Origin of the sequence: Priestia sp. TSO9 (assembly GCF_021029645.1) — a bacterium.
GTDB classification, from domain to species: domain Bacteria; phylum Bacillota; class Bacilli; order Bacillales; family Bacillaceae_H; genus Priestia; species Priestia megaterium_E.
In genome coordinates this window covers 1,216,789-1,234,401 of sequence record NZ_JAJEKD010000015.1, presented here as the reverse complement: position 1 = coordinate 1,234,401, position 17,613 = coordinate 1,216,789, and the positions used below count along the sequence as shown (strand labels likewise).

Below are 17,613 nucleotides of genomic sequence, written 5' to 3'. Positions count from 1 at the left end.
GATAGTTACCCGAGTAAACAAGCGGATGCTGGTTGAGCGGGATAAATAGATGGGGGCATAATGATGAAGGGAAAACGAATTTTATTATGTGTTAGCGGCGGGATCGCCGTATATAAAGCCGCAGCTTTAGCAAGTAAATTAGTACAAGCGGAAGCGGAAGTTAAAGTAATGATGACTGCTTCGGCATGCGAGTTCGTAACGCCGCTTACGTTTCAAGCTCTGTCTCGAAACCCAGTTTATACAGATACGTTTGATGAAAAAGATCCATCTGTGATTGCACATATTGATTTAGCAGATTGGCCTGATTTAATTTTAGTAGCTCCTGCTACGGCAAATATGATAGGGAAAATAGCAAATGGTCTTGCGGATGATATGATTTCCACAACGCTGCTCGCTGCTACTGCACCTGTGTGGATTGCACCTGCAATGAATGTTCATATGTACGATCATCCAGCTGTTAAAAAAAATATGAGCACTCTTTCATCATTTGGTTACTCTTTTGTAGAACCTGGAGAAGGGTATTTGGCATGCGGTTATGTAGGAAAAGGCCGTCTTGAAGAGCCAGAAACAATTGTTTCACTAATCGGATCTCATTTCTCACAAGCATTAGGTACACAAAAGATCCTTGAAGGTGTGAATGTATTGGTTACAGCAGGACCTACGGTAGAACGCATCGATCCCGTACGATTCTTCACCAATCGTTCTACCGGGAAAATGGGCTATGCTCTTGCAGAACAAGCTGCTAAGTTAGGCGCATCGGTAACACTTGTAACGGGACCGACGAATTTAGAGTATCCAAAAGGAGTGCAGGTTGTTCAAATTGAAAGTGCGCAGCAGATGCTTGAAGCTGTTATGCAGCGCTATCATGAAGCAGATGTTGTTATCAAATCAGCCGCAGTGGCAGATTACCGACCAAAGCATGTGTTTGATCAAAAGATGAAAAAGCAGCCTGGTGCAGCAGTATTAGAGCTAGAGAGAACAACAGATATTTTACGCACGCTTGGAGAGCGAAAAGAACACCAGCTTTTAGTCGGCTTTGCAGCAGAAACAGAACAAGTGGATGAATATGCACAAAAGAAACTTTTATCTAAAAACTTGGATATGATTGTAGCCAATAACGTAACGACAGAGGGAGCAGGTTTTGGAACGGACACAAATATTGTAACGCTCTATAAGCGAAGCGGAGAGTCTAGGAAACTTCCCATTCTTTCAAAACACGATGTAGCTACCGAGGTGTTAAAAGAAGTGAAGGAAATGTTAGAAGGGCTGAAAAAATGAGTGTAGCTAGTGTAATTGTGGACGTGGCTGCTAAGCAAACAGATCGAGCTTTTGACTACGCTGTTCCTGACAAATGGAAAGGAATTATTGTTCCGGGTATGCGAGTTGTCGTTCCGTTTGGTCCTAGAAAAGTTCAAGGGTTTGTGGTGGCTCTTAAAGAAGAGGCCGAAGTTAAGCGTGTTAAACCAATTGCTGACCTGCTTGATTTAACGCCGGTTCTGACTCCCGAACTGTTAGAGATTGGGCACTGGCTAACCGAAAAAACGCTTTGTTTTATGATATCGGCTTTTCAAGTCATGCTGCCTGCGGCGATGAAAGCAAAATATGATAAAGAACTGTCACTCCTTTCAAAAGAGGCATACGAACAGCTCCATGAGCAAGTAAAGCCGTTTTTTCAGTCAAGATCCTCGCTGAAGTGGAGTGAAGTAGAAAAGACAGCCGCTGCTCCAGCTTTTCACCGTGATATTCAAAAAGGTCTAATCGAAGTTGTCTACGTGGTGAAAAACAAAGGAAACAAAAAAACGGCAAAAGGCGTAAAACTGAATCAAAGCTTTGAAGAAATTCAGCAGTTTATGAGCGAGTTAAATAAGCAGGCAGAAAAGCAAAAACAAGTGCTGTCTTTTATGCTCGAGCGAAATGAAGAAGTAGCCATAAAAGAAATAGCGGAAGATTTGCAGATTACCTCCGCTCCTATAAAAGCGCTGATTAACAAAGGACTCTTAGCGGAAACGGAAATTGAAATATACCGTGATCCTTATCAAGATCGATACTTTACACCATCAAAGCCATTTCAATTGACGGATGAACAAGCTGAGGTAATTGCACCAATTCTGCGGGACATCGAAGAAAATCTTCACGATGTGTTTTTAATGTACGGAGTAACCGGAAGCGGAAAAACGGAAGTGTATCTCCAATCAATTGATCAAGTGCTGAAAAAAGGAAAAGAAGCGATTATGCTTGTTCCGGAGATTTCCCTTACCCCTCAGATGGTCAAGCGGTTTAAAGAGCGGTTCGGCTCAAAAGTTGCTGTGCTTCATAGCGGCTTGTCTACTGGAGAGAAATACGATGAATGGCGAAAAATTCAGCGAAAAGAAGTATCCGTTGTAGTAGGGGCCCGCTCTGCTGTATTTGCTCCATTTGAAAATTTGGGTCTTCTTATTATCGATGAAGAACATGAGACGAGTTATAAACAAGAAGAAAACCCCCGTTATCATGCCAGAGATGTAGCTATTTACCGAGGGCAGCATCATCAGTGTCCAGTCATTTTAGGAAGTGCAACACCAACGCTTGAGTCCTTTGCAAGAGCGCAAAAAGGTGTGTATAAGCTGCTGACGTTAAAGCAAAGAATGAATAAGTCATCAATGCCGTCGGTGGATATCGTTGATATGAGAGAAGAGCTTCGCAGCGGCAATCGCTCTATGTTTTCAACTCTGCTGTTTGAAAAGATGAAAGACCGTTTGGAAAAAGGGGAGCAAATCGTTTTATTTTTAAATAAAAGAGGTCACTCTTCTTTTGTTATGTGCAGAGACTGCGGTTACGTTCCGACATGTGAGCACTGTGAAATTTCACTAACGTATCACCGCTATCAAAATAAATTAAAATGCCATTATTGCGGACATGAAGAACAAGTGCACACTGAGTGCCCAGAATGCCACAGCGAACATATCCGCTTTTTTGGATCTGGCACACAAAAAGTGGAAGAAGAATTAACAAAAGTGCTGCCTGAGGCTAGAGTCGTTCGAATGGATGTTGATACGACAAGCAGAAAAGGCGCGCATGAAAAGCTCCTGAACAAGTTTGCAAGTGGAGAAGCGCAAATTTTACTAGGGACCCAGATGATTGCGAAGGGACTGGACTTTCCAAACGTCACGCTTGTAGGCGTTCTAACAGCAGATACGATGCTGAATTTACCTGACTTTCGTGCATCTGAAAAAACGTTTCAGCTTTTAACACAAGTAAGCGGAAGAGCAGGACGCCACAAACTTCCAGGAGAAGTAGTGATTCAGACGTACACGCCTGAACACTACAGCATTCAACTTGCGAGTCAGCATGATTATGATGCGTTTTATAAGCAGGAGATGGAAATTCGTAAAATGCATAAATATCCTCCTTTCTTTTACTTGGCGCTTGTCACCGTATCTCATGAAAATATTGCAAAAGTGGTGTCTGTTACAGACAAAATTTCGCAGTATCTGCGTCAGAAACTTTCGCCGCAAACAACGATCTTAGGGCCAGTCGCATCTCCGATTGCTAAGATAAAAGATAGATATCGCTATCAATGCATGTTAAAATACAAGCTGGAACCAAGCCTGATTCCGCTGTTGAAATATATATTAGAACGCTATCAAGCGGAAATGCAGAAGGAGAATTTAACGATCACTATTGATTTGAATCCATACTCGATGATGTAACCAGTCGTCTTGATGGCGTTAAAGAAGAAGGTTTTTGGATATAAATAGAAAGAATAAAGGAGGTGCCTATTTGGCTAAGCTTAAGCTTGTTTACCATCCTAATGAAGTACTTGAACAAGAGTGTGAAGTCGTTAAAAACTTTGATAATAAATTAGCGAAATTACTAAACGGCATGTATGATTTAATGCTTGAAGCAGACGGTGTGGGTCTAGCTGCTCCTCAAGTAGGAGTTCTGCAGCAAGTGGCAGTGGTAGACGTGGATGACCGACACGGTAAAATTGAGTTAATTAATCCGGTAATTATTGAGCAACGAGGCGAACAAATCGGTCCAGAAGGCTGCCTAAGTTTTCCGGGCCTTTTTGGTGACGTGGCTCGAGCTGATTATGTGAAAGTACGTGCGCAAAATCGTAAAGGAAAACCTTATTTTATAGAAGCAAAAGGTTTTTTAGCACGAGCAATTCAACATGAAATTGATCATTTACACGGTGTATTGTTCACGGAAAAAGTAACAAAGTATTACGAAGAGGATGAACTAGAAGGGTAGGTTTTACACGATGAAAGTCGTATTTATGGGAACGCCGGATTTTTCAGTGCCGGTTTTACAAACATTACTTAAAGATGGATATGAAGTGGTCGCAGTGGTTACACAGCCGGACCGACCAAAAGGGCGCAAGCGCGTATTAACACCTCCTCCAGTAAAAGTTGAGGCGTTAAAGCATGAAATACCTGTACTGCAGCCAGAAAAGATTCGTTTAGAAGAAGAATATCAGAAAGTATTAGCGTATGAGCCTGACCTAATTGTAACAGCGGCTTTTGGTCAAATTTTACCAACCCCTATTTTAGAAGCGCCTAAATACGGCTGTATTAACGTGCATGCTTCTCTGTTACCTGAACTGCGCGGAGGCGCGCCGATTCATTATTCAATTCTACAAGGTAAGCCGAAAACTGGTGTTACAATTATGTATATGGTAGAAAAATTAGATGCAGGTGATATCTTAACACAGGTAGAAGTTCCGATTGAAGAACGTGATCACGTTGGCACGCTTCATGATAAACTCAGCGCTGCTGGTGCAAAACTGCTTTCAGAAACCATTCCTTCTCTTGTAAAAGGTGAAATTACGCCGGTTAAACAAAACGATGACGAAGCGACATTTGCTTCTAACATTAAGCGGGAACAAGAGAAAATTGATTGGGCCCGTACAGGAGAAGAAATTTATAACCATATCCGCGGACTTCACCCTTGGCCGGTTGCTTATACAACAGCAGACGGTCAGGTCATGAAAATTTGGTGGGGAGAGAAAGTATCTGCATCAGGCAAACCGGGTACCGTTTTATCACTTGAAGAGGATGGATTTATAGTAGCAACTGGAAATGAAACAGCTATTAAAGTGACGGAACTTCAGCCGGCTGGAAAAAAACGTATGGATGCAGCGCAGTATTTACGAGGTACATCCGTTGAAGTCGGAACAGTATTAGGGGATGTCAATGAGTAAGTACAACGTTCGAGACATAGCTTTAGATATTTTACTAGCTATTGAAAAAAATCAGGCATTCAGCAATCTATTGTTAAATAACAGTATACAAAAACGTGGTATTCAAGGAAAAGATGCAGGACTGTTAACGGAAATTGTGTATGGAACGATTCAAAGACGTGATACGTTAGATTACGGGTTAGCGCCTTTCTTGAAAAATCCAAAAAAACTGCAGCCTTGGGTGCGAGTGCTGCTTCGTTTATCGCTTTACCAAATGGTATATTTAGACCGAGTGCCGGACCGGGCAATCCTTCATGAAGCAGTAGAAATTGCCAAAAAACGCGGCCACAAAGGAATTGCCTCAATGGTAAACGGCGTTTTACGAAATATTCAGCGCAGCGGCACGCCTTCTTTAGAAGAAATACAAAATCCTGTGGAGCGGTTGGCAATTGAAACGAGTCATCCATTGTGGCTTGTAAAACGCTGGGTGGAACAATATGGATTGGACAAAACACGCGGAATCTGTTTAGCTAATTTAATGGCCCCTAAACAAACAATCCGAGTAAACAGTGCACGCTTTACGCAAAATGAAGTAAAAGAAGCGCTTGAAAAAGAAGGTATTGTTGTAGAACCAGGCCATTTTGTAGAAGAAGCGCTAGAAGTTCAAAAAGGAAATGCAGCTCATACACAAGCATTTCGTGAAGGAATGTTTACCGTTCAAGATGAAAGCTCTATGTTAGTGGCTCATGCGCTCGGTGCGGAGGCAGAAGAGCTAATTTTAGATAGCTGTGCTGCACCGGGAGGAAAATCAACTCATATTGCAGAGCAGCTTAAAAACAGTGGTAAAGTTATTTCCTTGGACATTCATGACCATAAAGTAAAGCTGATCGCCCAGCAGGCAGAGCGTCTGCATCTTACCAATATTGAGCCGACGGTTCAAGACAGCCGCAAAGCGGGCGAACAGTTTGATGAAGAAATGTTTGATCGCATCTTAGTAGATGCTCCGTGCTCAGGTTTTGGTGTAATGAGACGTAAACCTGATTTGAAATATACAAAAACTGAGCAAGATGTAAAGCAGCTGGCGCGTATTCAACAAGATATTTTAAATGCGGTTGCGCCTTTATTAAAAAAAGGTGGGACCCTTGTATATAGTACATGTACAATTGACCGGGATGAAAATGGGGATGTTGTAGCAGCATTTTTAGCAGATCATGCTGATTTTCAAAAAGATGAAACACTCGCTGCACGCATGCCGCAAAAGCTTAAACAAAACGTAAAACATGGTGAAATTCAATTGCTGCCAGATGCACAAAGCGATGGGTTTTATATTGCATGTTTACAGAAGAAGGTGTAAAAATGGAAGAAGTAGCTAAAAGAAAAGCAAAAGCAGAAGAAAAAGCGCAAAAACCATCTATTTATTCATTAGAAATGCACGACCTAGAAAATTGGTTAGTGGAACACGGAGATAAGAAGTTCCGTGCTAAACAAATTTTTGACTGGTTATATGTTAAACGCGTAACGGACTTTGACGATATGTCAAACTTATCTAAAGGATTACGTGAACAGTTAAAAGACAAATTTGCATTAACGACATTAAAAACAGTTGTCCAGCAAACGTCTGGGGACGGCACGATGAAGTTTTTATTCGAACTCCATGACGGTTATACAATTGAAACGGTGCTTATGCGTCATGAATACGGAAATTCTGTCTGTGTAACAACTCAAGTTGGCTGTCGCATCGGCTGTACATTCTGTGCGTCTACTCTTGGAGGTTTAAAGCGTAACTTAGAAGCTGGAGAAATCGTAGCGCAAGTAGTAAAAGTACAAAAAGCGCTAGATGAACAAGGAGAACGCGTGAGCTCTGTCGTAATTATGGGTATTGGGGAGCCATTTGATAACTACGATGAAATGATGCGCTTCTTAAAAACAATTAACAGTGATGATGGATTAAATATTGGTGCACGTCATATCACAGTATCGACAAGTGGAATCATTCCGAAAATCTATAAGTTTGCTGATGAAAAAATGCAAATCAATTTTGCGATTTCACTTCACGCTCCAAACAATGACATCCGCTCACGCTTAATGCCGATCAACCGTGCGTACAAACTTCCTGATTTGATGGAAGCCATTAAATACTATACGGATAAAACGGGAAGACGTATTAGCTTTGAGTATGGTCTATTCGGAGGAGTAAACGATCAAGTAGAGCATGCGGAGGAATTAGCGGATTTGATTAAAGACGTTAAATGTCACGTGAACTTGATTCCCGTAAACTATGTGCCTGAGCGTGATTATGTTCGTACACCGCGTGAACAGATTTTTGCATTTGAACGTACGCTTAAAAAGCGTGGCGTTAACGTGACTATTCGACGTGAGCAAGGTCATGACATCGATGCAGCTTGTGGCCAATTACGTGCGAAGGAGCGTAAAGAAGAGACGAGGTGATTGTATGGCAACTGTCTTCATGACAGACCGAGGGAGAGTTAGACAACATAATGAAGATAACGGAGGGGTATTTTTGAACCAATACAATCAGCTGCTTGCAATTGTGGCTGATGGTATGGGAGGTCATCGAGCTGGCGACGTCGCCAGTGAGATGGCGGTTAAAAAATTGCAAATAGCGTGGGAAGAAGCGGACAAAGTAACGTCTCCTGATGAGGCGACGCAGTGGATTCGTACGCATGTTTCGCAAATTAATCAAGATATTTATCAGTATGCTCAGGAGCATGAAGAGTGTAAAGGAATGGGTACAACAGTTGTACTTGCTTTATGCGCCGATACGTTTTGTGCGATTGGTAACATAGGAGACAGCAGATGCTATATTTCAAATGAATATGGATTTCAACAAGTAACAGAAGATCATTCTCTTGTGAATGAACTCGTAAAAAATGGTCAAATCACCAAAGAAGATGCCGAGCATCATCCACGAAAAAATATCTTATTGCGAGCACTAGGTACCGAAGAAAATGTTAGTTTAGATGTAAAAACAATTGAAGTGGAAAAAGAAGATCGATTATTATTATGTTCAGATGGACTGACAAATAAGGTAACGGAACAAAAGCTGAACGAAACGTTATCAACAAGTTCATCACTTCACGAAAAGGGTACGAGCCTGATTCAATTAGCAAATGAGCTTGGTGGAGAAGACAATATTACACTTGCAATTGTGGACTTTACATCTGAAAGTGGGTGAGAGTGTTGCTAATAGGTAGACGGCTAAACGACCGTTATAAGGTATTGCAAGTAATTGGTGGAGGCGGAATGGCAAACGTCTATTTAGGTCGCGACATGATTTTGGATCGTGATGTGGCAATTAAAGTGCTTCGTTTAGACTTTGCAAGTGACGATGCGTTTATAAAGCGTTTCCATCGAGAAGCACAATCTGCTACGAGTATTGCTCATCCTAATATCGTCAGCATTTATGATGTTGGAGAAGAAGAAGATATTTACTATATCATCATGGAATATGTACCGGGTATGACATTAAAGCAATACATTCTGCAAGAATCACCACTATCTCTTGATAAAGCCATACATATTATGACGCAGATTACATCAGCTATTGCCCATGCTCATCAGTACGGAATTATTCACCGGGATATTAAGCCTCAAAATATTTTAATTGATCATGATGATACCATTAAAGTTACTGACTTCGGCATTGCCGTAGCACTAAGTTCTACAACCATTACGCATACTAATTCTGTTTTGGGCTCTGTTCATTATTTATCTCCTGAACAGGCAAGGGGAGGGCTTGCGAATAAGCGTTCTGATATTTATTCGCTTGGCATCGTCCTATTTGAATTGCTAACGGGTCGAGTCCCTTTTTCTGGGGAATCGGCTGTGTCAATTGCCTTAAAACATTTACAGACAGAAACACCTTCTCCTAAAAGATGGAATCCATCTATCCCTCAAAGCGTGGAGAATGTTGTATTAAAAGCAACAACTAAAGATCCATTTTACCGATACAGTTCCGTCGAAGAACTCGAAGCGGATTTACAGTCTGCTGTTCATCCAAATCGTTATAATGAACAAAGGTTTACGGTGCCTGATGATGAAGAAGTGACAAAAGCCATTCCAGTTATTAAGGAGGATTTTGTTGAATCCGAAGAAACGCACGTACCTGTGAGAAAACCGCCTCACTTAGAGCGGGAAGAACAAGAGGAAGAAGAGTTAAAGCCGAAGAAAAAAAAGAAGAAAAAGAAAAAAGGCAAGAGCAAGCTGATTGTAACGCTTGTTTTAATTTTTTTGCTGCTGGCAGCTGCTAGCGTAGCCGCCGTTACATTTATTCCGGCTTTATTACTGCCAAAAGACGTAAAGGTTCCTGATTTACATAATCAAGATTATGAATCAGCAGTAACCGATTTAGTTTCTTTAGGCTTTAAAGTGAAGAATCCTAAAGATATATCTGATAATGAGGTGGAAGAAGGCGACGTGGTTAAAACGATGCCAGAAGCGGGAGACGTTATCAAAGAAGGATCTAATGTCATTATTTATCGGAGTACAGGAAAGAAAAAAGAAGCATTTAATCGGTACATTGGAAGAAGCTTTACGGAAGTAAAAAGTCTGTTAGAAAAGCAGAATTATAAAGATATCCAATCCATCGAAGTTGAAAGCACAGAACCAAAAGGCAATATTACAGATCAGACGCCTAAAGAAACCGAACAAGTCGTGCCCGAAGATACAACGGTTACGCTATGGGTAAGTAAGGGTCCGCCGAAGATTACATTAAAGGATTTCTCGGGCTGGACGGAAAAAAGCGTAAAAGATTATGCGTCAGATGAAGATATTGAAGTGGACGTAAAAACAGCGTATTCCGACACTGTTGAAAAAGGTCTTGTGATGTCTCAAAAGCCTGCAGCGGAGCAGAGTATCGAGCAAGGTGATAAGCTCACCATTACGGTCTCAATGGGCAAGGAGCCAAAAGCTCCTCAAACGGTGTCAGTGGATGTGACTATTCCGTATAAAGAAGAGACTGACACCGAAGCAAGCACGGAACAAGGCGACGCAACGGAAACAGGCGATGCCACCGGAACAGAAGAGGAAAAGCCAAAGCCGCAAAAAGTACAAATTTATATCGAAGATGCAGATAACGATATGTCCGTTCCTGCTAAAGAACTAACGATTACTGAAACAACAAAAGAATCGTTCGATGTTTTAGTTGATGAAAATGAAAAAGCGTCTTATAAAATTGTCCGAGACGGGGAAGTTATTGAAGAAAAAGACGTTGAATATCCAGAGTGATAGGAGTGAGGTTATGCCAGAAGGAAGAATTATTAAATCCCTTAGCGGATTTTATTATGTTCTTCATGACGGACAAGTAACGCAATGTCGAGGACGAGGTGTTTTTCGTAAAAAGAAGGTAACGCCTTTAGTCGGTGACAATGTAGTATTTCAGGCAGAAAATAAGCTTGAAGGATATATACTTGAAATTAAAGAACGTAAAAATGAATTAGTTCGTCCCCCAATTTCAAATGTTGATCAGGCGCTGCTTGTTTTTTCAGCGATTGAACCTGATTTTAGCACGATGCTTCTTGACCGATTTTTAGTGTTAGTGGAGTCTAATCATATTGAACCTATTATTTGTATTTCAAAAGTAGATCTTTTATCACAGCAGCAAAAGCAAGAAATCGAGCAATATGCCGAAGAATATCGTAAAATAGGATATGAGGTCATTTTAACGTCGACAGTCACAGAAAAAGGCATGGAACAAATTCAGCCGTTATTTGAAGATCGCGTAACGGTTATTGCCGGACAGTCAGGTGTAGGTAAATCTTCACTGTTAAATACACTTAAACCAGAGCTTGAGTTAAAGACAAATGATATTTCAATGTCGCTTGGAAGAGGAAAGCATACAACACGTCATGTAGAACTGATTTCGTTTGGTGAAGGTTTAGTAGCCGATACGCCAGGCTTTAGCTCACTGGAATTTTTAACGTTAGAAGTAGAAGAGTTAACCCATTGTTTTCCTGAAATGTCGCGTTTGAGTGAACAGTGTAAATTTCGAGGTTGTTTGCATGTGAAAGAACCAAAATGTGCGGTGAAAGAAGCATACGAACAAAAAGAAATTCCGAGTTATCGCTACGAACATTACTTGCAATTTATTGAGGAAATTAAGCAAAGAAAGCCGAGGTATTAAAAATGACAAAAATCGCACCTTCCATTTTATCTGCCAATTTTTCAAAGCTTGCTGAAGAAATTCGTGAAGTTGAAGCAGGTGGAGCAGACTACATCCATATAGACGTTATGGATGGCCATTTTGTTCCTAATATTACAATTGGACCGCTTATCGTTGAGGCTGTACGCCCTGTCACAACACTGCCATTAGATGTGCATTTAATGATTGAAAACCCAGATCAATACGTTCCAATGTTTGCAAAGGCAGGTGCTGATATTTTAACGGTACATGCTGAAGCGTGTACTCATTTGCACCGCACCATTCAATTAATCAAAGAGCACGGCATGAAAGCAGGCGTTGCTTTAAATCCTGCAACGCCAATTGACGTGGTAAAGCATATCTTAGAAGATATCGATCTTATTTTATTAATGACGGTGAACCCAGGCTTTGGAGGACAAAACTTTATTCCGAGTGTACTGCCGAAAATTGAGCAAATCTCTCAGCTTATTGAAATTCGTCACCTTTCTATTGAAGTAGAGGTTGATGGAGGAATTAATGAAGAAACAGCAAGAAAATGTGTGGAAGCAGGAGCAAATGTCTTAGTGGCTGGCTCAGCTATTTATAACCAAGAAGACCGAGCTGGCGCAATTAGTCAAATTCGCACAACTGTTCAAGCGTAAGTAATAAAAGCTGCTGTGTACAACGAGTAGAACTTGTACACAGCAGCTTTTTCTTTTAGGATAAAGAAAACATAGTTATTTCGTTCATTTTTTAATAGAAAAGGAGCATATACATAATGAAAATTCATATTCTAGCAGGGGGACCGGATGAACATATGCCGCCCTTGCACCAATCAAATGATGTAAAGTGGGTAGGAGTAGACCGCGGCGTATTCCTTCTTCTTCAGCAAGACATTTTGCCCGTAAAAGCATTCGGAGATTTTGATTCCATTACAAATGCGCAGCTTAAGCTAGTGAGAGAAGCATTACAAGATGTTGAACTGTATCCTGCAGAAAAAGATGCAACGGATTTGGAGCTTGCCTTTGAGTGGGCAATAGAGCAAAAACCGGACAGTATTTGTATCTTTGGAGCAACAGGTGGAAGGCTTGACCACATGTTTGGAAGCATTCAGCTCCTGTACAAAGGGTTAAAAAAGAAAGCGAATGTACAAATGATTGACAATCAAAATATCATTCAATTGTTTGAACCAGGCACTTATCATGTAGATCATTTCAAGGAATTTCACTATATTTCATTCGTTCCATTTGCAGGCAGTGTAAAAGAGCTTACGCTAGAAGGTTTCAAATATCCGCTCAATAAGCATGAAGTAGAACTCGGCTCAACTTTATGTATTAGCAATGAACTTATTCAACAAAGAGGTACTTTTTCATTTGCAAAAGGCATATTAATGATGGTAAGAAGCAATGATAAACGTTGCTTGTGATGAAGTATGGAAAATGAGAGCAGGACATAGGGCTTTCTTTAAAAGGAGATAAAGTGTGGAGACGGTTAGGAGGGACAGTATGAAATTCTATACAATCAAACTTCCAAAGTTTTTAGGTGGGATCGTAAAGGTCATGCTTAATTCGTTCAAAAAAGATTAACAACGCCGGAATAATAAAAGAAGCACCATAAAATATGGTGCTTTTTCATTATAAAGATTAAACGCGTTGAACTTTACCAGACTTAAGGGCTCTAGCTGAAACGTACACACGTTTTGGTTTACCGTTCACTAAGATACGTACTTTTTGAACGTTAGCACCCCATTTACGCTTAGTAGCGTTCATTGCGTGAGAACGTGCGTTACCTGAACGAGCTTTTCTACCAGTTACTACACATTTGCGTGCCATGATTTTCCCTCCTAACACCAAAAAAACTACTCAATTCTGTTTTGAGAAATACTATATTAATTTATCATAGCCTTACAGAGAATGCAATAGTTCTGGAGAAAAGCTTTCAAGAAATTTTCCTTGACATATAAAATGAATCTATGTTCAATAATATAGAGAGTAGAAATAGGTATAACTTGGGCTATTACTTATTTTAAGACAAGTTGATACCTAATACTGTCATCTTTAAAAGGGACAAGCTGGACGCCTCTTTTAAAACGAGATTGATTATAGTAGAATATTTATAACCTATGAAAGTAGAAAGGGGAACGAGTATGTCCATCGAAATGAAAACGAAGTATGGTCAAATTGATATCTCTACAGATGTAATTGCAACAATTGCTGGAGGAGCAGCTGTTGATTGTTACGGGATTGTCGGAATGGCTTCAAAAAATCAGCTTAAAGATGGTCTTACAGAAATTCTTCGCAAAGAAAACTTTACACGAGGTATTGTGGTAAGACAAGAAGAGGATGACGTACATATCGACATGTACATTATCGTAAGCTATGGAACAAAAATTTCTGAAATTGCTCATAATGTGCAAACAAAAGTAAAATACACACTGGAACAAACGGTTGGTTTAACGGTTGATTCAGTAAATATTTATGTGCAGGGTGTTCGTGTAACGAACGTTTAATTAAGGAGGAAGATTCGTGTCAATGACAACGTTAGACGGAAAGCGGTTTAGAGAAATGGTGCTTCAAGGAGCCCAGCATCTATCTAACAATGCAGATTATGTAGATGCGCTGAACGTTTTTCCCGTACCAGATGGCGATACTGGAACAAATATGAACTTATCGATTACGTCTGGTGCTAAAGAAGTGAAAAATAAACTATCTGATCACATCGGCCAAGTGAGTCAAGCTTTGTCTAAGGGCTTATTGATGGGCGCGCGCGGTAATTCAGGAGTTATTTTATCTCAATTATTCCGCGGTTTTGCGAAATCGGTTGAGCAAAAGTCAGCGATTACAACAGTAGAGTTTGCTGAAGCCCTTGAGCTTGGTGTAGAAACTGCTTATAAAGCTGTTATGAAACCAATCGAAGGAACCATTTTAACAGTAGCTAAGGATACTGCTAAAAAAGCAGCGGCTGTTGCTAAAAAGCAATCTGATATGATTCTGTTCATGGAAGAAGTACTTAAGGAAGCTAATGCTTCGTTAAATCGCACGCCAGATCTTTTACCCGTGTTAAAAGAAGTAGGCGTAGTGGATAGCGGAGGTCAAGGGCTTGTTTTAATTTATGAAGGCTTTTTAGCTGAATTAAAAGGTGAAAAACTTCCGGGTGTACCCATGTCAGCCCCTTCAATGAATGAACTCGTAAATGCTGAGCATCATAAGCATGCGCAAAGCCATATGAATACAGAAGATATTGAATTTGGCTATTGTACAGAATTTATGGTAAGGCTGGAAGAGGATAAGCCTGCAGCTAAAACATTTTCTGAAGAAACGTTTCGTCAAGACTTAAGTAAATGGGGCGACTCATTGCTTGTAGTATCTGATGATGAAATCGTGAAAGTTCATATTCACGCCGAGCATCCTGGAGAAGTGTTAAACTACGGGCAGCAGTACGGAAGTTTAATTAAAATGAAGATTGAAAACATGAGAGAACAGCATAGCAGCATTGTTTCAGGTGAAGAAAAGCCTGCAGTAAAAAATGCTGAAAAACAGCCCTTTGGCATTGTTACTGTGTCAATGGGAAAAGGAATTGCTGAATTGTTCAAGAGCCTTGGGGCAACGGTTGTCATTGAAGGCGGACAAACAATGAATCCAAGTACGGAGGATATTGTCAAAGCGATTGAAGAAACAAATGCTGAACAGGTACTGATTTTACCTAATAACGGAAATATTGTGATGGCTGCTAACCAAGCGGCTGCTGTTGCCGGCAGTCACGTTTCGGTTGTCCCGTCTAAAACGGTTCCTCAAGGAATGACAGCGCTGCTATCATTTAATCCTCAGCAAAGCTTAAAAGAAAATGAGGAAGTAATGACAGAAGCTCTACAGCACGTGAAAACAGGACAAGTAACGTATGCAGTTCGCGATACAAATATTGATGGCCTTGAATTAGCTAAAGGCGATTTTATGGGTATTGCCGAAAAGAAAATCGTCGTAAAAGATTCAGAGAAATTAGAAGCAGCAAAAAAGCTTTTGACTTATATGATGGATGAGGAAGCGGAAATCCTTACGATTCTTCAAGGCGAGGACGTCTCAGACGATGAAGCTGAAGCGCTAACATCGTTTGTAGAAGAAACGTTTGAAGAAGTTGAAGTAGAGCTTCATAAAGGAGATCAACCTTTATATTCTTACATTTTTGCAATTGAATAACCAAAAAAGAAGCATCCCTCCCGAGGGGCGCTTCTTTTTTGGTGTTTTTTTAAGTTAAATACGAACTATTTTATTTTTAAGTGTTGTAATCGTTCGGTATGTTAGGTATATTAGTTGAAAAGAACCCGTTTATATGGTAGTTTTGAAAACTGATTAAGTCAAATGTGAAAGAAAACAGCATGAGAGGAGAGACAACAGTGGATATTTTAAAAGGAACAGGTTTATTATTATTAGTTTTATTTTTATTTTGGTTGTTTAGCAACAAGGCACCTTACGGCATGAAAGCAATGGGGGCTCTGGCAAGCGGAGCGGTAGCTGCGTTTCTCGTAGAGGCCTTTCAGTCATATGTAGGAGGAGATTTACTAGGTATTTCATTCCTGGGTGAAGTTGGAAAGGCTGCAGGAGGAATGGGAGGAGTTGCAGCGGCAGCACTAGTTGCTTTGGCGTTAGGAGTATCTCCTGTATATGCTCTTATGATGGGAGTGGTGTGTTCAGGGCTAGGCTTGCTTCCTGGATTTTTTGCGGGATACCTCATGGCATTTGTCGTGAAATTTATTGAGAAAAAGGCACCTGCTGGTCTAGACTTATTAGGCAACATCTTAATTGCGGCACCTTTAACAAGATTAATTGGTAATGCATTCTCACCTATTGTAGATGCGACTCTTTTAAATATTGGAGGAATTATCAAAGATACAACAAGTGCTAGCCCTATTTTGATGGGAATTATTTTAGGGGGAGTTATTACAGTAGTAGCAACGGCTCCGCTTAGCTCAATGGCTTTAACGGCTATGCTAGGGTTAACGGGATTGCCTATGGCGATTGGAGCTCTTGCTGTGTTTGGTTCTTCTTTCATGAACTATGTGCTGTTTGATCGATTAAAAATTGGGGATCGTCGTACAACCATTTCAGTTGCAGTTGAACCTTTAACGCAAGCGAATATTATTTCAGCAAATCCAATTCCTATTTACATTACAAACTTTGTTGGAGGTGCAATGGCGGGTGTGGTTGTGGCTCTGTTCGGATTGGTAAATGATGCTGCAGGCACGGCAACGCCCATCGCAGGACTTGCAGTGATGTTTGGGTTTAATGACCCTATGAAGGTCACAATTTGTGCAGTGCTTTGCGCACTAGCGGGAGCATTAGCTGGATTTATAGGTTCAGTTGTTTTTAAAAACTTTAAAATTAAAACAGTAGACGATGTAGCTTCCGAGCAAGAAGCAGCTTAAGTAATTTATCTTTTCCTGCATAATATAGCAAAAAAAGCGGTGTGCTTATCTTATTTTTATGGATAAATACACTGCTTTTTTTGTGCGTGAATCCCTAATAAAAATGAGAATTTTTAAATTTTTTAAGAGCGTGAAACAAAGCTTCCAAAAAGTCAAAAGCTCAAGTAACATATAAGTAATAACAATGTCTAAATAGCAGGGGGAAAATCCTTATGAAATATAAATCTGTCTTTGATATTATTGGTCCGGTAATGATTGGACCATCCAGCTCGCATACAGCTGGTGCAGCGCGTATTGGACGCGTTGCCCGAACGCTTTTTGGCAAGCAGCCCACAAAAGTTGTGGTTTCACTGTACGGTTCTTTTGCTCAAACGTATAAAGGGCACGGAACAGACGTAGCGCTAATTGGCGGTATTTTAGATTTTGATACGTTCGACCAGCGTATTCCGCAATCTTTGGACTTAGCTAAAAAAGAAGGAATGGACGTCACATTTGTTGAGGAAGCGGCAATCACAGATCATCCGAATACTGCTCGCATCAAAATGAGCGACGGATTAAAGGAAATTGAAGTTGTTGGAATTTCAATTGGCGGAGGAAAAATTCAAATTACGGAGCTGAACGGATTTGAATTAAATTTATCAGGCATGAATCCAGCTATTCTCGTTGTGCATAATGATCGATTTGGTGCCATTGCGACCGTTACGAATATTTTGATGAAACATTCAATTAATATCGGACATATGGAAGTATCTCGCAAAGAGCGCGGAGAAGTAGCGCTCATGGCAATTGAAATGGATACGAATATTGAAGATGATGTAATTGAAGAGTTAAAAACATTACCTCACATTATTCAAGTAACAAGAATGGTGGAGTAGGATAGAGCGAATAGGAACG

17 protein-coding genes are annotated in these 17,613 nt (G+C 40.4%); 16 read left to right on the top strand and 1 reads right to left on the bottom strand.

From position 1 onward, the window contains the following. Positions 1-60: 60 nt before the first annotated feature. From coaBC to spoVM, 12 genes are all read left to right on the top strand, one after another. Entirely contained in the window at positions 61-1,278 is a 1,218-nt protein-coding gene (gene coaBC / locus LJC66_RS21540) for a bifunctional phosphopantothenoylcysteine decarboxylase/phosphopantothenate--cysteine ligase CoaBC (RefSeq protein ID WP_230933513.1), read from the top strand. Continuing rightward, on the top strand, positions 1,275-3,689 hold the full coding sequence (priA, locus tag LJC66_RS21535) for a primosomal protein N' (RefSeq protein ID WP_230933512.1): 2,415 nt from the start codon (positions 1,275-1,277) through the stop codon (positions 3,687-3,689). The genes coaBC and priA overlap by 4 nt, the downstream gene beginning before the upstream one ends. A 70-nt stretch (positions 3,690-3,759) precedes the next feature. Then, positions 3,760-4,233 carry a peptide deformylase gene (gene def, locus LJC66_RS21530; RefSeq protein ID WP_013084828.1) on the top strand — a complete coding sequence of 158 codons (474 nt, stop codon included), beginning with the start codon at positions 3,760-3,762 and terminating at the stop codon, positions 4,231-4,233. 10 nt (positions 4,234-4,243) lie between these two features. Continuing rightward, positions 4,244-5,182 (top strand): methionyl-tRNA formyltransferase, encoded by a 939-nt coding sequence (gene fmt / locus LJC66_RS21525; protein ID WP_050689665.1) that lies wholly within the window; start codon positions 4,244-4,246, stop codon positions 5,180-5,182. Next, positions 5,175-6,515, top strand: coding sequence for a 16S rRNA (cytosine(967)-C(5))-methyltransferase RsmB (rsmB, locus tag LJC66_RS21520; protein WP_230933511.1), 1,341 nt, complete (start codon positions 5,175-5,177; stop codon positions 6,513-6,515). Before fmt ends, rsmB begins: the two co-directional genes overlap by 8 nt. Positions 6,516-6,517: 2 nt before the next feature. Continuing rightward, positions 6,518-7,609, top strand: coding sequence for a dual-specificity RNA methyltransferase RlmN (rlmN, locus tag LJC66_RS21515; protein WP_013084826.1), 1,092 nt, complete (start codon positions 6,518-6,520; stop codon positions 7,607-7,609). Positions 7,610-7,613: 4 nt separating this feature from the next. Then, the gene (locus LJC66_RS21510) at positions 7,614-8,357 is read left to right on the top strand and encodes a Stp1/IreP family PP2C-type Ser/Thr phosphatase (protein ID WP_230933510.1); all 744 of its coding nucleotides are present in this window, start codon (positions 7,614-7,616) and stop codon (positions 8,355-8,357) included. Between the two features lie 5 nt (positions 8,358-8,362). Continuing rightward, positions 8,363-10,408, top strand: coding sequence for a Stk1 family PASTA domain-containing Ser/Thr kinase (gene pknB, locus LJC66_RS21505; protein ID WP_028410789.1), 2,046 nt, complete (start codon positions 8,363-8,365; stop codon positions 10,406-10,408). Between the two features lie 13 nt (positions 10,409-10,421). Further along, complete coding sequence (gene rsgA / locus LJC66_RS21500) at positions 10,422-11,303, top strand: ribosome small subunit-dependent GTPase A (protein WP_013084823.1); 882 nt, start codon at positions 10,422-10,424, stop codon at positions 11,301-11,303. A gap of 2 nt (positions 11,304-11,305) precedes the next feature. Next, positions 11,306-11,962: a ribulose-phosphate 3-epimerase gene (gene rpe, locus LJC66_RS21495; RefSeq protein WP_013058916.1), complete on the top strand. Its 657-nt coding sequence runs from the start codon at positions 11,306-11,308 to the stop codon at positions 11,960-11,962. Between the two features lie 116 nt (positions 11,963-12,078). Beyond that, positions 12,079-12,726 carry a thiamine diphosphokinase gene (locus LJC66_RS21490; protein ID WP_230933509.1) on the top strand — a complete coding sequence of 216 codons (648 nt, stop codon included), beginning with the start codon at positions 12,079-12,081 and terminating at the stop codon, positions 12,724-12,726. A gap of 79 nt (positions 12,727-12,805) precedes the next feature. Further along, a complete protein-coding gene (gene spoVM, locus LJC66_RS21485) occupies positions 12,806-12,886 on the top strand; it encodes a stage V sporulation protein SpoVM (RefSeq protein ID WP_016765421.1) in 81 nt (26 codons plus the stop codon). Positions 12,887-12,943: 57 nt separating this feature from the next. Here spoVM and rpmB read toward each other — a convergent pair whose 3' ends face one another. Continuing rightward, a complete protein-coding gene (rpmB, locus tag LJC66_RS21480; RefSeq protein WP_013058914.1) occupies positions 12,944-13,132 on the bottom strand; it encodes a 50S ribosomal protein L28 in 189 nt (62 codons plus the stop codon). A 314-nt stretch (positions 13,133-13,446) separates the two neighbouring features. On the opposite strand from rpmB, the gene LJC66_RS21475 reads away from it, so the two are divergent. The 4 genes from LJC66_RS21475 (at position 13,447) to sdaAB (ending at position 17,594) form a co-directional block, all read left to right on the top strand. After that, positions 13,447-13,809, top strand: a complete 363-nt coding sequence (locus LJC66_RS21475; RefSeq protein ID WP_013058913.1) for an Asp23/Gls24 family envelope stress response protein — start codon at positions 13,447-13,449, stop codon at positions 13,807-13,809. A 16-nt stretch (positions 13,810-13,825) separates the two neighbouring features. Continuing rightward, positions 13,826-15,493, top strand: coding sequence for a DAK2 domain-containing protein (locus LJC66_RS21470; RefSeq protein WP_230933508.1), 1,668 nt, complete (start codon positions 13,826-13,828; stop codon positions 15,491-15,493). Positions 15,494-15,690: 197 nt separating this feature from the next. Next, the gene (locus LJC66_RS21465; protein ID WP_028410793.1) at positions 15,691-16,719 is read left to right on the top strand and encodes a PTS sugar transporter subunit IIC; all 1,029 of its coding nucleotides are present in this window, start codon (positions 15,691-15,693) and stop codon (positions 16,717-16,719) included. Positions 16,720-16,931: 212 nt separating this feature from the next. Continuing rightward, positions 16,932-17,594 (top strand): L-serine ammonia-lyase, iron-sulfur-dependent subunit beta, encoded by a 663-nt coding sequence (gene sdaAB / locus LJC66_RS21460; protein WP_013058911.1) that lies wholly within the window; start codon positions 16,932-16,934, stop codon positions 17,592-17,594. The last annotated feature ends 19 nt before the right edge of the window (positions 17,595-17,613 follow it).

What these genes read in the sequence shown, in the direction of transcription:
- coaBC (WP_230933513.1), top strand. Translation starts at nt 61, where the DNA reads ATGATGAAGGGAAAACGAATTTTATTATGTGTTAGCGGCGGGATCGCC.
- spoVM (WP_016765421.1), top strand. Translation starts at nt 12,806, where the DNA reads ATGAAATTCTATACAATCAAACTTCCAAAGTTTTTAGGTGGGATCGTA.
- rpmB (WP_013058914.1), bottom strand. Translation starts at nt 13,132, where the DNA reads ATGGCACGCAAATGTGTAGTAACTGGTAGAAAAGCTCGTTCAGGTAAC.
- LJC66_RS21490 (WP_230933509.1), top strand. Translation starts at nt 12,079, where the DNA reads ATGAAAATTCATATTCTAGCAGGGGGACCGGATGAACATATGCCGCCC.
- priA (WP_230933512.1), top strand. Translation starts at nt 1,275, where the DNA reads ATGAGTGTAGCTAGTGTAATTGTGGACGTGGCTGCTAAGCAAACAGAT.
- fmt (WP_050689665.1), top strand. Translation starts at nt 4,244, where the DNA reads ATGAAAGTCGTATTTATGGGAACGCCGGATTTTTCAGTGCCGGTTTTA.
- rsmB (WP_230933511.1), top strand. Translation starts at nt 5,175, where the DNA reads ATGAGTAAGTACAACGTTCGAGACATAGCTTTAGATATTTTACTAGCT.
- LJC66_RS21510 (WP_230933510.1), top strand. Translation starts at nt 7,614, where the DNA reads ATGGCAACTGTCTTCATGACAGACCGAGGGAGAGTTAGACAACATAAT.
- rsgA (WP_013084823.1), top strand. Translation starts at nt 10,422, where the DNA reads ATGCCAGAAGGAAGAATTATTAAATCCCTTAGCGGATTTTATTATGTT.
- rlmN (WP_013084826.1), top strand. Translation starts at nt 6,518, where the DNA reads ATGGAAGAAGTAGCTAAAAGAAAAGCAAAAGCAGAAGAAAAAGCGCAA.
- LJC66_RS21475 (WP_013058913.1), top strand. Translation starts at nt 13,447, where the DNA reads ATGTCCATCGAAATGAAAACGAAGTATGGTCAAATTGATATCTCTACA.
- rpe (WP_013058916.1), top strand. Translation starts at nt 11,306, where the DNA reads ATGACAAAAATCGCACCTTCCATTTTATCTGCCAATTTTTCAAAGCTT.
- sdaAB (WP_013058911.1), top strand. Translation starts at nt 16,932, where the DNA reads ATGAAATATAAATCTGTCTTTGATATTATTGGTCCGGTAATGATTGGA.